This is a genomic window from Methylotenera sp. G11, from assembly GCF_000799735.1.
Classification (GTDB): Bacteria; Pseudomonadota; Gammaproteobacteria; order Burkholderiales; family Methylophilaceae; genus Methylotenera.
Genome location: NZ_JUHH01000001.1, coordinates 556,637 through 570,336, shown reverse-complemented (window position 1 = coordinate 570,336; position 13,700 = coordinate 556,637). Strand labels below are relative to the sequence as shown.

Annotated in this window: 8 protein-coding genes and 1 tRNA gene; 6 read left to right on the top strand and 3 right to left on the bottom strand. The window is 53.1% G+C overall.

Features of this window, described 5'->3' with window-relative positions; genetic code table 11:
* Positions 1-3 precede the first annotated feature (3 nt).
* Entirely contained in the window at positions 4-2,325 is a 2,322-nt protein-coding gene (locus tag GQ51_RS02645) for a cyanophycin metabolism-associated ABC transporter (protein ID WP_047553667.1), read from the bottom strand.
* 129 nt (positions 2,326-2,454) lie between these two features.
* On the opposite strand from GQ51_RS02645, the gene GQ51_RS02640 reads away from it, so the two are divergent.
* The 3 genes from GQ51_RS02640 to GQ51_RS02630 all read left to right on the top strand — a co-directional run bounded on the left by GQ51_RS02640 (position 2,455) and on the right by GQ51_RS02630 (position 7,430).
* Positions 2,455-4,599, top strand: coding sequence for a cyanophycin synthetase (locus GQ51_RS02640; RefSeq protein WP_081987072.1), 2,145 nt, complete (start codon positions 2,455-2,457; stop codon positions 4,597-4,599).
* A gap of 73 nt (positions 4,600-4,672) precedes the next feature.
* Entirely contained in the window at positions 4,673-7,279 is a 2,607-nt protein-coding gene (gene cphA / locus GQ51_RS02635) for a cyanophycin synthetase (RefSeq protein WP_052177657.1), read from the top strand.
* 75 nt (positions 7,280-7,354) lie between these two features.
* Positions 7,355-7,430: transfer RNA gene (locus tag GQ51_RS02630), tRNA-Lys, on the top strand.
* 105 nt (positions 7,431-7,535) lie between these two features.
* On the opposite strand, the gene GQ51_RS02625 is transcribed toward GQ51_RS02630, so the two are convergent.
* On the bottom strand, positions 7,536-8,444 hold the full coding sequence (locus tag GQ51_RS02625; RefSeq protein ID WP_160279991.1) for a glycosyltransferase family 9 protein: 909 nt from the start codon (positions 8,442-8,444) through the stop codon (positions 7,536-7,538).
* A 335-nt stretch (positions 8,445-8,779) separates the two neighbouring features.
* Here GQ51_RS02625 and GQ51_RS02620 point away from each other — a divergent pair, with 335 nt between their 5' ends.
* The gene (locus GQ51_RS02620; RefSeq protein ID WP_052177656.1) at positions 8,780-9,232 is read left to right on the top strand and encodes a PIN domain-containing protein; all 453 of its coding nucleotides are present in this window, start codon (positions 8,780-8,782) and stop codon (positions 9,230-9,232) included.
* A 56-nt stretch (positions 9,233-9,288) separates the two neighbouring features.
* Here the strand turns inward: GQ51_RS02620 and GQ51_RS02615 are convergent, their stop codons facing one another.
* Positions 9,289-9,498: a (2Fe-2S)-binding protein gene (locus tag GQ51_RS02615; protein ID WP_047553655.1), complete on the bottom strand. Its 210-nt coding sequence runs from the start codon at positions 9,496-9,498 to the stop codon at positions 9,289-9,291.
* Positions 9,499-9,658: 160 nt separating this feature from the next.
* Here GQ51_RS02615 and nhaA point away from each other — a divergent pair, with 160 nt between their 5' ends.
* Positions 9,659-11,032, top strand: a complete 1,374-nt coding sequence (nhaA, locus tag GQ51_RS02610; protein ID WP_052177655.1) for a Na+/H+ antiporter NhaA — start codon at positions 9,659-9,661, stop codon at positions 11,030-11,032.
* 53 nt (positions 11,033-11,085) lie between these two features.
* Positions 11,086-13,656, top strand: a complete 2,571-nt coding sequence (locus tag GQ51_RS11965) for an EAL domain-containing protein (RefSeq protein ID WP_081987071.1) — start codon at positions 11,086-11,088, stop codon at positions 13,654-13,656.
* Positions 13,657-13,700 lie beyond the last annotated feature (44 nt).

Here is a 13,700-nt window from a genome sequence, read left to right as displayed (position 1 = left end):
GGCTTATGCATTTACTTGTTTATTGGCGACAGCGTCGTTGCTGACCAGGTCATCCAGGTCGGTATCTACATTGCGGGCCTGGGCCTGGTATAGCCGATAGTAAGCACCTTCGCTCGCCATCAGTTCGTCGTGGCTGCCAACTTCAACAATCTGGCCCCGATCCATCACGACAAGCCGGTTGGCTTTGTGCAGGGTAGACAGGCGGTGTGCGATGGCGATCGTGGTACGTCCGTGCACCAGGTTATCCAGGGCTTTCTGGATTTCTTTTTCGGTCTCGGTATCAACCGAAGCGGTGGCTTCATCAAGTATCAGGATGCGTGGGTCAATGAGCAGGGCGCGCGCGATCGAGATGCGCTGGCGCTCACCGCCGGAAAGGCCATGGCCGCGCTCGCCAACCAGTGAGTCGTAGCCGTGCGGCAGGCGCAGTATGAATTCATGCGCATGTGCGGCACGCGCTGCCTCGATGATTTCTGCACGCGTGGCATCTGGTTTACCGTAAGCGATGTTTTCCGCGATGCTGCCAAAGAACAGGAACGGCTCCTGCAGCACCAGGCCGATGTTGCGCCTGTATTCTGATATAGACAGGGAGCGGATGTTGACGCCATCCAGGCTGATAGCCCCTGTGCTGACATCGTAAAAACGGCACATCAGGTTCACCAGTGTGCTCTTGCCGGAACCGCTGTGGCCAACGAGGCCTATCATTTCCCCTGGTGCTATAGTCAGGTTCAGATCCTTGATCACGGCACGGTTGCCATAACGGAAACCTGCCGAACGGATTTCAATCTTTCCGCTGACCTTGTCCAGATGAACCGGGTTGCTTGGTTCCGGCACGCTGGAAACATGATCGAGAATATCGAAAATACGTTTTGCGCCGGAGGCAGCTTTCTGGGTGACTGAAACGATGCGGCTCATGGAGTCAAGGCGCGTGTAGAACCGGCTGATGTAGGCGAGGAATGCCGTCAGGATACCTACGCTGATTTCATTCCTGGAGATCTGCCAGATGCCGAACGCCCACACCAGGAGCAGGCCGATCTCAGTGAGCAGCGTGACGCTGGGTGAAAATAATGACCATATCTTGTTGATGCGGTCATTCACGGCCAGGTTATGCTGGTTGGCTTCGCGGAAGCGGGTCGATTCGCGCGCTTCCTGCGCAAAAGCTTTTACTACGCGTATGCCTGGAATGGTGTCGGCCAGCACATTACTGACTTCAGACCATACGCGGTCGATTTTTTCGAAACCGGTGCGCAGTCTATCGCGCACGATATGAATCATCCACGCGATGAAAGGCAATGGCAGCAAGGTGACCAGGGCAAGTTCCGGGTTGATGGAGACCAGGATCGCGGCCGTCATGATGATCATGAGCACATCGGTCGCAAAATCCAGCAAGTGCAATGACAGGAAAACGCAGATACGGTCAGATTCAGAGCCGATACGCGCCATGAGGTCGCCGGTGCGTTTCCCGCCGAAGTATTCAAGCGAGAGTTTGAGCAGATGATCGTAGGTGATCGTGCGCAAGTCGGCACCGATACGTTCGCTGACCAGCGCCAGGATGTAGGTTTTCGACCAGCCAAGACCCCACGCCAGCAGCGCCGAACCCAGTAGCCCGCCCAGCAGGAGAGTCACCAGCCCGGTATCTATCGGGACGCCATTCTGGTAGGGGATCAGCACTTTATCCATCAGCGGAATGGTTAAGTAGGGCGGCACCAATGTCGCGGCTGTAGACGCGAGCATCAGCAGGAAACCCGCCAGCAACTGCCACTGGTATGGTCTGGCAAAGCGCCATAAGCGGAACAATGTCCACGTGGAGGGTGGCGTGTCGATTTCGCTGCTGCATTGCGGGCATTCATCCTGCTCCGCCGTAAGCGGGTACCTGCATTTTGGGCAAGGCTCGGTAGCTTCGGCAGGCACGGGTTTGCCGCTGATATGGCTGGCACATTGCTGCTCGAACTGCTTGGTGAAGCGCGCTGATGAAGTATCGCTGGTCAGCGTATAACGCCAGTGATCCAGCCGTGATTGACCGTCAAACAGCTCAAGGCTGTAGATGCCGGCATGGTCATGCTGGCGCAGTTTTAACCCGGTACGGTAAATATGTTCGCGTAGCAGTGTATTGTGCCCGCCTGAAAAAGTTCCGTCGGAGCCAAAATATACTAATCGCCGGTTGGTAATTAGCAATAAATGTTCTGTAAAATGTAGCTGTTCGTCAAGATTAATCTCTAGCCAGGCCTGTGGTTCCTCGGCATCACCAAGATGCGATTGAACTATTGATTGCCAGACGTTCGGCAGCTGCCTGCTGGATGGGTTGGGGGATAGTATTTTGCTGTTCACAGTCGCCGAGTTTACTACATTCAGCATGCCTTACAAAATAGATAAGAAAATTGCTGCTTGTAAGTATGGTGTAAGTTTGATGAAGTAAGCTGGCAAACTTTTAATTTTGTTTTTCATCTGGAAAGATTGATGAAGTTCTTAAAGATTTTAGCACTACGCGGACCGAATATCTGGACATATCGCCCGGTGCTGGAGGTATGGCTCGACATTGGTCCTTTGGAGGACTCACCTTCAAATCTGATCCCCGGTTTTTACGAACGTCTTACTGCATGGCTGCCAACGCTGGCAGAGCACCGCTGCGGCATTGGTGAACCCGGCGGATTTCTGCAACGCTTGCGTGAAGGCACCTGGCCAGGGCATATCCTGGAACATGTAACCCTTGAACTGCAAACGCTGGCAGGCATGCAGGGCGGTTTCGGCAAAGCGCGCAGCACCTCTGTGCGCGGTGTTTACAAGGTCGCTGTGCGTTCTCGTAACGAAAAGGTCAGCATTGCGGCGATGCATGCAGGCCGCGATCTGGTGATGGCCGCAATAGAAGACAAACCCTTCGATGTAAAGGCAGCCATCAGCCACTTGCGCGAACTGGTCGATGCGCATTGTTTAGGGCCAAGTACAGCCTGCATTGTGGATGCGGCTACTGAGCGCAGGATCCCATCTATCCGTTTAACAGACGGCAACCTGGTGCAGCTTGGTTACGGCGCGCGCCAGCATCGGGTATGGACCGCGGAAACCGGCCGCACCAGCGCGATTGCAGAAGGCATATCGCGCAACAAGGATTTAACCAAGCAGTTGCTTACCAGCTGCGGCGTTCCCGTGCCTGAAGGCCGGATTGTGGAAAGTGCGGAAGATGCCTGGGAGGCCGCTGAAGATATCGGTGTCCCGGTCGTAGTCAAGCCTACGGATGGAAATCATGGACGCGGCGTCTCCACTGAACTGATGACACGTGCTGAGGTGGAGGCGGCCTATCATCTGGCAGATGCCGAAGGCAGCGAGGTGCTGGTCGAGCGTTTTGTGCGCGGCAACGAACACCGCTTACTGGTGGTTGGCGGCAAGCTGGCCGCAGCAACGCGCGGAGAGACGGTTTCTGTACTGGGCGACGGTATCGCCACAGTCCGTGAACTGATTGACCGACAGATCAATTCTGACCCGAGACGCGGTGAAGAAGAGGAATTTCCGCTGGATGTGCTGCTCGTTGATAAAAACCCGGCAGTCAGATTCGAGATCGAACGGCAGGGTTATCGTGCCGATGCCGTGTTGCCGAAAGATGTTTCAATCATCGTTCAGCGCAATGGTAACGTGGCGTTTGACGTCACCGACAAGGTTCACCCGGAAGTCGCTGCCGCTGTTTCACTTGCAGCACGCATTGTCGGACTTGATATTGCAGGCATTGACCTGGTGGCCGAAGATATTTCCAAACCCCTGGACGTGCAGGGCGCCGCGATTGTAGAAGTAAACGCCGGCCCTGGCCTGCTGATGCACCTGAAGCCGGCGGAAGGCCAGCCGCGACCGGTAGGCAAGGCGATTGTCGATAGCCTGTTCGAGGAACATGAAACCGGGCGCATACCCTTAGTCGGCATTGCCGGCAGCAGCGGTAAAACACGGGTTGCAAAAATCCTGGCGAAATTCATCCAGTTAAGCGGCAGCCATGTCGGGCTGGCTTGCAGTGATGGCCTGTTCTCAGGCCAGCGGCAGATTGATAAAGGGAATTGCGCCACCTGGTCTGCTGCACAGAAGCTATTGATGAATCCCAAAGTCGAAGCCGCAGTGATAGAAAACAGCTTTTCGACCATCCTCGCAGAAGGGCTGGGCTACGACCGCTGCCAGGTGGGGATTGTGACCAATATCGAACCTGAAAAGCACTTTGGCGAGTTCTACATCGATAACCCAGACCAGGTCTATAACGTGCTGCGTACGCAAGTTGATGTAGTGCTTGGCGACGGCGCTGCCGTGCTGAATGCCGCTGACCCGCTGGCGGTGAAGATGGCTGAACTGTGCGATGGGGAAGTGATATTTTTCGCTAAAAACTCCGAATTACCCATTATCAAAGATCACCTGAAACAAGGCGGGCGTGCCGTGCTGCAAAAAGGCAGCGGCCTGGTGCTGACATCGTCTCTATGCAAGATCCTGTTAACGAATCCGGCAGCAAAACCTGTTGCCGCAGACAGCGTAGAGCCATTGCTTGCTGCTGTTGCCGCGGCCTGGGCGCTGGGTATTTCCCCTGACCTGATCAGTGCCGGGGTGAAAACATTCACGCTGGAGCAGGCCGATGCATAAGAATACCCGCACTTAACCCATTGTTTGCTTTGATGAATACGCGCTAGAACTTAAATACGAGGAAAATTGTTTAATGGAAGTATCACGCATACGTGCGCTACGTGGCCCTAATCTGTGGAGTCGCCACACCTCTATTGAGGCGGTGGTGTCATGCACCGATCAAGAATGCAGGATTGATAGTATCGATGGTTTTGAAGCAAGGTTGCGAGAGCGTTTTCCTGAAATCGGGCAGCTGCAGCTGATGGGACACTCCGGTCCTGTGGCGATGGCGCATGTGCTTCAGGTGGCTTCGCTCGCGCTGCAGGCGCAATCCGGCTGCCCGGTTACGTTCAGCCGTACCGCTACGACACCGGAACCCAATGTGTTTCAGGTGGTGATCGAGTATAGCGAAGAGGCCGTCGGGCGCCGGGCATTGGAACTGGCGGAGCAGTTGTGCCTGACCGCCGTAGATGATAAGCCTTTCGATCTTGTGGCCGCCATAGCCGAGCTTAAGGACCTGGATGAAGATGTGCGCCTTGGGCCCAGTACCGGCGCGATTGTTGAAGCGGCAGCCGCAAGAGACATTCCATACCGCCGATTAACCGAAGGCAGCCTGGTTCAGTTCGGCTGGGGCAGCCGTCAGCGCCGGATCCAGGCTGCGGAAACCGATTGCAGCAGCGCGATTGCAGAAGCGATTGCCCAGGACAAGGAGCTCACTAAAAAACTGCTGGATGCTGCCGGTGTTCCGGTGCCTGTCGGGCGCGAAGTCACAGACATCGAAGATGCCTGGCGTGCCATGGCTGAAATTGCCGGCCCGGTAGTCGTCAAACCTAAAGATGGCAACCAGGGGAAAGGTGTTACTGTCAACATCAGTACCCGCGAGCAGCTCAATGCGGCTTATGCTGCTGCCAGCGCGGTCCGTGAAGACGTGCTGGTGGAGAAATATATCCCGGGCAGCGATTTTCGCCTGCTGGTTGTCGGCAATCAACTGGTTGCCGCAGCAAGGCGCGAGCCGCCACTGGTGATCGGTGACGGCAGCAGTACCGTTCAGGCTTTGGTTGACCTTGTTAACAGCGACCCGCGTCGCGGCTCCGGGCATGCAACATCGCTGACCAAGATCCGTATTGATGATATTGCCATTTCCTGCCTGTCCGAGCAGGGCCTGACGCTGGATTCAGTGCCCAGTAAAGGCGCACGCGTCATATTGCGTAATAACGCCAATTTAAGTACCGGCGGCACAGCCACGGACGTTACCGACGATGTCCATCCTGACCTGGCAGCCAGCGCGGTTGCGGCAGCACAGATGGTGGGACTGGATATCTGCGGTATCGATGCCGTGTGTGATAGCGTTATTTACCCGCTGGAAGAGCAGGGCGGCGGCATTGTCGAGGCCAATGCCGCACCGGGTTTGCGCATGCATCTGCAACCATCTTTCGGCAAAAGCAGGCCTGTAGGCGAGGCTATTGTTTCATCGATGTTCGCGCCGGGGGATAATGGGCGCATTCCGTTGGTGACGGTTGCCGGCACCAACGGTAAAACGACTACGGTGCGCCTGACCGCGCACATCCTTGGCTGCCAGGGGTTACGGGTCGGCATGACCAACTCGGATGGCGTTTATATCCAGGGCAAGCGCATCGATACCGGTGATTGCAGCGGGCCCAAGAGTGCGCGTAATGTGCTGATGCATCCCGATGTGGACGCGGCGGTGCTGGAGACTGCCCGCGGCGGTGTCCTGCGTGAGGGGCTGGCATTTGATCGCTGCAATGTTGCAATCGTGACCAATATCGGCGTTGGCGATCACCTGGGCTTAAGTTTTATTACAACGGTAGAAGACCTGGCGGTGGTGAAGCGTGTGGTCGTGCAGAATGTGGCGCCCGATGGTATGGCCGTATTGAATGCGGCTGACCCCATGACCGTGGCGATGGCTGCTGCCTGCCCGGGAGCGGTGACATTCTTCACTTATGACCGCGAGCACCCGGTCATGGCAACGCATCGTGCGCAGGGGCACCGTGTCGTATATGTGGAAAATAACCAGATTGTTGCGGCCCAGAATCAGGATGAGCAGCGCTTTGACCTGGCATCAATCCCCATTACCAGAAACGGCATGATCGGCTTCCAGGTTGAAAATGCCATGGCAGCCATTGCCGCAGCCTGGGCTTTGAATGTTGACTGGAAAACCATACAGACCGGTATCAGCACCTTTGTTAACGATGCCGCGACTGCGCCCGGCAGGTTTAACGTATTCGAATATCGCGGTGCCAATGTGATTGCCGATTATGGCCACAACCCGGATGCGATACTTGCGCTGGTATCGGCTGTAGAGAATATCCCTGCAAAAAAACGCATTGTCGTGATCAGCGGTGCCGGTGACAGGCGTGATGTGGATATCATGCGCCAATCAGAGATTGTCGGTGATGCCTTTGATGAGGTAATCCTGTATCAGGATCAATGCCAGCGTGGGCGCGCTGACGGTGAAGTATTGCAGCTTTTGCAAAAAGGACTGCTGAACGCTAAACGTGCCACGAAAATCGACGAGATCCGTGGCGAGTTCCTGGCGATCGATACCGCGCTGTCATGTCTGGGTGAAGGCGATCTATGCCTGATACTGATTGACCAGGTGGATGAAGCCCTGGCGCATATTGCACAGCGCGTTAAAGAGGCTGAAGCCACAGACCCCAACATGCTGATGCATAGTGCTTAAATATGCGATTTTAATAGTAGGTCAGACGCGATAAGTGTTTAATAAATACCTGCAAAGCCTTATAATACGGGCATCGGGAGATTAGCTCAGTTGGTAGAGCAGCGGACTCTTAATCCGTTTGTCGCGAGTTCGAGCCTCGCATCTCCTACCAGTCACACCAAAGGCCTGCGCATAAGCGCAGGCCTTTTTCACTTAAATTTCTCCGTTGGGCGCGTTCGAATGCAACGGCTCACCATGACGTTGCATGCCCCCGGTGCTAAGCTGCACCTGAGGCAGACAGTGCCGGTTTTTGCCCGGATAATAAATGGTTTACGGACTCAATCACGTCACTGACTTTAATATCCGACATGTTTTCTTTTTTGATCACAATGTTGTCAGGCCGTTTCGGGTAGGGGCCTGTCCTGACTGCGCTGGTCGGGCCAAATAGCGCGATAATCGGCGTACTGGTTGCTGAAGCAATATGCAGCACCCCGCAGTCATGCGATATGAATAGATCACAATTGCCGATATGCTGAAGCAGATCCTGCACGGTTGTTTTGCCGGTAAGGTTGATGGCTCCCGGTATTTTTTTTACGAATCGCTCAGCCAGGAACGACTCGCTTTTGCTGCCGGTAAGGGTGATGGTCAGGTTCGGGTAATGTTCAAGCAGTTTCTGGCCTAAGGCAATATAGTTTTCGGTATTCCAGACTTTTTCTTCTTCTGCGCGGTTGGTGTACCAGAATTTCCAGCCATGCAGGTTGGCTCTTGCACTGCCGAGGTGGATATTGATGATCGGCCTGTTCTCATAAAACGATTTTTCAATGATGAAATTCCTGGCCGGACTACCTAGCGAGTATTGTCTGTCCGTGATCTCAACGGTTGTGTCCAGGAGTTTTGCGACATGATCCAGCAGCTGGTCTGCATGGTGGTAGTCGTTGGTAATGCGCGGCAAAGCGTGAGTCTTTGTGCTGATAGACCTGTATTTTTTGATCGTATTCGGGTGTAGCGGAATGACGTGGTCGAAATTCTCTGCCAGTTTATCGAAAGCGGATGCGCTTTTGATGATGTGCAGGCGGTTGATATAAGGGTTGGCGCTGAAAACCTCTGCGCTTAATTTGGTTAATGCGACGACTTCGATCATGCTGTCCGGCAGCATTTTTCGGAGCAGTTTTATCGCAGGCGTCATGAAAACGTTATTGCCTGTGCTGCTGGAGGTTAAAACAAGAATGCTTTGGCGGTTTTTAATCATATTAATACAAGTCTGAAGTTAGTTATTAAATTGCATATTCGATATTCAATTCACTCAGCCGAACTTTAAACCATAAACAACTATTACGGTGTATGCGGCATGCTAAATATCCTGAAAAAATCATTTGGCGGCAGGTGATGATCGTATTGCTGTCATTGTGGTCAAATCGTGTACTGTACAAAGATTCAGCGTAGCGGATTCAATCAGAATATATAGACTTTGTCTGCGGCTGGATGTATATAATAGCCATATGACATTTCAGAGGCCACATCATGCAAACGCATTATGTTTTTATTGATTATGACAATACGCATGTAGGGAATTCCATCCTTATCAGTAAAAGCGCTCAAAAATTGATCATCAAGATTTACCTGGGGGCGCACCATAACGTGATTCCCCTTGCTCTGGCATGTGCTTTGCAACCCCTGGGCACAGACGCCGAGTATATACAGTTTGATAACGGGCGGCGCAATACGATTGATTTCAACATTGCTTTCCAGCTGGGTGAACTGGCGATTCAGCATCCGGATGAGCAGTTTTCTATCCTGAGTAATGATCCGGGATTCGACAAGATTATTACTAACCTGAAAGAAAAAGGCATCAACTGCGCAAGGTTTTCCGACATGACGAGTTTTTCAAAACATCTTAACGAACCTGTTGCCACTGGCAGGGAAAAATCCCGGGCAGATAAAGTCATTGATATTAAAGACACCCAGAAGTGGTAATGCCGTTTTAGAACCTGACTGGTTTAAAAGAAAATCGGCTTAAACCAGGCGGGCTGCTACAAGCTGTTTTTCTTTTGTTCGCCCAGCGCGTTCAGAAACTCTGCAATATCCCATTCACAGCCACCGCAGCCCGAGAGCGCACCTGTCCATCTTGAAATGGCATCGATATCCATTCCCTGTTCGAACAAGGCTTGAATGTTGCTTTTCCTGGTGCCGCTGCACTGACACATCACTTCATCTTCCGGGGCGGTGTTCATCATATCCATGGACATACGTTTACATACGGTGCTTATTGTAACACCTTGTTTTTTGGCGTGCAGGCGGGCTTCAAACAGGCTATATCGGTTTACAATGAGGCATGGGGCTCAGCGTATCACCCTGACTTCTGAATACACTATATTAAAATCAAAACCAGCCGGAATCACTATGTCACAACAGCAGACGCCCACCGATAAGGCAGACGGTATTATATATGCACCTTGGGAGCGCACCTTTCAGCGTGTCCTGACGCCGTTTGAAGAATTCATTCATCGCCAGACAACCAGCGGTTTGTTGTTAATGAGCAGTGCAATCATTGCGCTGTTCCTGGCCAACAGCTTTTTAGCCGAGGCATACCTGCATATGATCCATTTGCCGGTGAATATCAGCGTGGGTGGCTGGTCAATCAGCATGAGCCTTCACCATTGGGTCAATGACGGCTTGATGGCACTGTTTTTCTTCGTGGTCGGCCTGGAACTGAAGCGCGAAATCATGGTGGGTGAGCTGTCGGATATACGCCAGGCAGCGTTACCTATCATTGCGGCTATTGGCGGCATGGCATTCCCGGCGCTGATCTACCTGGCGTTTAACCCTGACGGCGATGCTGCCCGCGGCTGGGGTGTGCCTATGGCGACGGATATTGCATTTGCAGTAGGTGCGCTGGTGCTGCTGGCGGGCAGGGTGCCCAAAGCCCTGATCACGTTTCTTGTGGCACTTGCCATTGCAGATGACCTGGGTGCGGTTCTCGTGATTGCATTGTTCTATACGCAGGATCTGGCCATTCACTGGCTGGCGGTTTCTGCCGGCTTGCTTGCCTTGCTTTTCACATTCAATTTTGCCGGCATCAGGAAAGTCATGCCGTACTTCCTGGTAGCGGTTTTATTATGGTATGCCTTGCTGCAGTCAGGCGTGCATGCCACGCTTGCCGGGGTGCTGGGTGCGTTTGCAGTGCCGGCCAGGTCCAAGTATGACCCTGGTTTGTTCATAGAGCGCATCAAAACGCAGCTTGCGCTATTCATGCACAGCCACCACCAGCATGATTCGCTGATGACCAATGAAAAACTTCACGCCATCGTAGACCAGCTGGAAGACGATGTACGTGGTGTGCAAACGCCGCTGCAGCGCCTGGAACATATCTGGCATTTGCCGGTAGCGTTTATCGTGATTCCGGTATTTGCCTTGTTCAATGCGGGGATTCCGCTGCAGTTTAGTTCGCCGGGTGAGATGTTTACGCACCCGGTCATGCTAGGCGTCATGTCCGGGCTGCTGTTCGGTAAATTCATCGGCATTACGGGCGCCTGCTGGCTGGCGTTGCGGCTGGGTTTAGGCCAGCTGCCGAGCGGGACGCGATTCAGTCAGATCGCAGCGGTGTCCGTGCTGGGTGGGATTGGGTTTACCATGTCGATCTTTATTGCAGAATTAGGGTTTGCCGATCAGCCGGAGTATTTGCTGATGGCGAAAACTGGCGTGCTGGCGGCGTCGCTGCTGTCTGGTTTGATCGGCTTCGTGTGGCTGTGGTGGCTGGGCAGGAGCAAGGTTTAAGCGACTGATTGATGGTATGATTTGTTAAAAATACCAAGGCTTAACCCAAAAGCATGAAGCTTACCCTATATTCGCGCAATGATTTGTTCCGAATGTCTGCCCTGGCATTGGGTTACGCATTGCTGGCCAAGCTGGTGCTTACCGTATCTACGGCGAATGGCAACGCGACCATTTTCTGGATACCGGGAGGTTTTGCGCTGGCAGCCTTGCTGGTTGCAGGCTGGAAATACTGGCCTGCCGTTTTTGCAGGGTCGGTTGCTGCCGGATTGATGGTGAATGACCCTGTGGCGATTTCGTTCTTGCTTGCAGCAGGCAATACACTGGAAACACTGCTGGCCTGCTGGCTTTTTCATCAACTGCTGGGCGATAAACTTAAGCTTAAGCAACCCCGCGATTTTGCCTATCTGGTCCTGATCTCCGTTGTCAGTCCTGTTATCAGTGCGCTGATCGGGCCGTTTACGCTTTTGATGGCAGGTTACCTTAGCTGGCAAACCATTGCAGGCAATATACTTCACTGGTGGCAGGCCGATATGCTGGGGATACTGCTCGGAACCCCGCTGTTTTTGATATGGCGCAGCTTTCCCCATAGCTGGTTCACGGGCAGGGGTTTGCTTGAAACTTTTACGCTGTTCTTTCTTACTTTATTTGCCGGCCAGGTTGCGTTCCTGGATTGGGCGCCCAATTCAGGCCAGATGGCATATGGATACTGGATGTTCGCACTCGTGGTGTGGGGCGCCGTGCGCCGCGGTCAGCACGGGGCCTCGCTGGTCATCTGCATAAGCGCTATCCAGGCCTTGCTTGGCGCTTTCCAGGGGAAAGGTCTGTTTGCCAACGACATTGCAGCTACCGGCTTGCAGAACTTCTGGTTTTACATGCTTGCCCTTACTTTTGTCGGAATTGCGCTGGCGATTTTCGTTGAATCGCGTACAAGGGCAAAAGATGCGCTAAAAGACGCTGAAACCAAACTTAAAACCATTTTGAACACCATTCCTGATCTGGTGTGGCTAAAAGACATTAACGGCGTATATCTTGGCTGTAACGCCCGTTTCGAGAAGTTTGTCGGCAAGAAAGAGCATGAAATAATCGGCAGGACTGACTATGACTTTTTTGATAAAGAGCTGGCTGATTCTTTTCGCAAAAATGACCTTGCGGCAGTGAGCAAAGGCAGCCTCAACGTCAATGAAGAAGTGGTTACGTTTGCAAGCGACAATCACCAGGAAACACTGGAAACGACCAAAACCCCGATGTACGACCATCTGGGTGAGCTGGTTGGCGTATTAGGCGTTGGCCACGACATTACTAAGCGCAAGCATTCTGAGTCTGAGATCAAGAATTATGCTAATTATGACCAGTTGACCCAGCTGCCGAATCGCCGCCTGTTTCATGACCGGCTCGAGCAGGAAATCAAAAAAGCCCAGCGCGATTCCTGCCACATTGCACTGCTGTTCATCGACCTTGACCGGTTCAAGGAAGTCAATGATACGCTGGGCCATAAAGTGGGAGATGAGCTGCTTGTGGAAGCGGCGGTGCGCATCAAGCAATGCGTGCGCGATTACGATACGGTTGCACGCCTTGGCGGCGACGAGTTTACGGTAATCCTGTCTGAATTGCAGGGCACTTCGGGTATAGGGCGTATTGCGCAGGATATCATTGACCAGCTGACACGCCCCTTTATTTTAAATGACCGTGAAGTCTATATTTCTGCCAGCATCGGCATTGCGATCTATCCGGACGATGCATCCAATGTCAATGATCTGATCAGGCAGGCAGACCAGACCATGTATGCGGCCAAAAATGACGGGCGAGGCTGCTTTCGCTTCTTTATCAATGCCATGCAAGTGGCGGCAGAGCGGCGCATGCAGTTGAGCGGCGACCTGCGCAGCGCCCTGTCGGCAGGCCAGTTCAGCGTGCATTACCAGCCTATCGTTGATCTGGCGAACGGCAACATCCATAAGGCTGAAGCCTTGCTGCGCTGGAATCATCCTGAACATGGTTATATTGAACCATTCGAATTTGTCCCGATTGCCGAGGATAACGGCATGATCCGAGAGATCGGCGACTGGGTCTTCATGCAGGCGGCAACGCAGGTCAAACGCCTGCTATCTGAGCATGGGCTCGATTTCCAGATCAGCGTCAATAAATCGCCTATGCAATTCATGCGGGATGACCGCAGCTATGATCATTGGATCGAAACGCTCCGTGAGATGGAGCTGCCGGGACGTTCCATTGTTGTGGAAATCACGGAGCGGCTGCTGATCAATAACGATGCCAAGGTTAACAAAAAACTACGAGCGTTTCATGAGGCCGGCATGCAGGTGTCTATTGATGACTTTGGAACCGGCTATTCATCACTGGCTTACCTGATAAGGTTTGACATCGATTACCTCAAGATCGATTATTCGTTTATCAGCAATCTGGCGCCTGAGGCTGCAGAATTCGCATTATGCGAAGCCATTGTGGTGATGGCGCACAAGCTGGGCGTAAAAGTGATCGCAGAAGGCGTGGAAACTGAACAGCAGCGCGATCTGCTGAAGAAAATAGGCTGCGACTATGGTCAGGGCTATTTATTTTCCACACCACTGTCGTCGGATCAGTTCGAGGCGCTGCTGTCAGGGCGCTCTTGAATTGACGGTTTTTTTACAGCCGGTGCATTGCATCAATCACTTAC

Excerpts from the sequence above, each read along its gene's own strand:
- GQ51_RS02640 (WP_081987072.1), top strand. The coding sequence starts at position 2,455 with ATGAAGTTCTTAAAGATTTTAGCACTACGCGGACCGAATATCTGGACA.
- cphA (WP_052177657.1), top strand. The coding sequence starts at position 4,673 with ATGGAAGTATCACGCATACGTGCGCTACGTGGCCCTAATCTGTGGAGT.
- GQ51_RS02625 (WP_160279991.1), bottom strand. The coding sequence starts at position 8,444 with ATGACGCCTGCGATAAAACTGCTCCGAAAAATGCTGCCGGACAGCATG.
- GQ51_RS02620 (WP_052177656.1), top strand. The coding sequence starts at position 8,780 with ATGCAAACGCATTATGTTTTTATTGATTATGACAATACGCATGTAGGG.
- GQ51_RS02615 (WP_047553655.1), bottom strand. The coding sequence starts at position 9,498 with ATGGATATGATGAACACCGCCCCGGAAGATGAAGTGATGTGTCAGTGC.
- nhaA (WP_052177655.1), top strand. The coding sequence starts at position 9,659 with ATGTCACAACAGCAGACGCCCACCGATAAGGCAGACGGTATTATATAT.
- GQ51_RS11965 (WP_081987071.1), top strand. The coding sequence starts at position 11,086 with ATGAAGCTTACCCTATATTCGCGCAATGATTTGTTCCGAATGTCTGCC.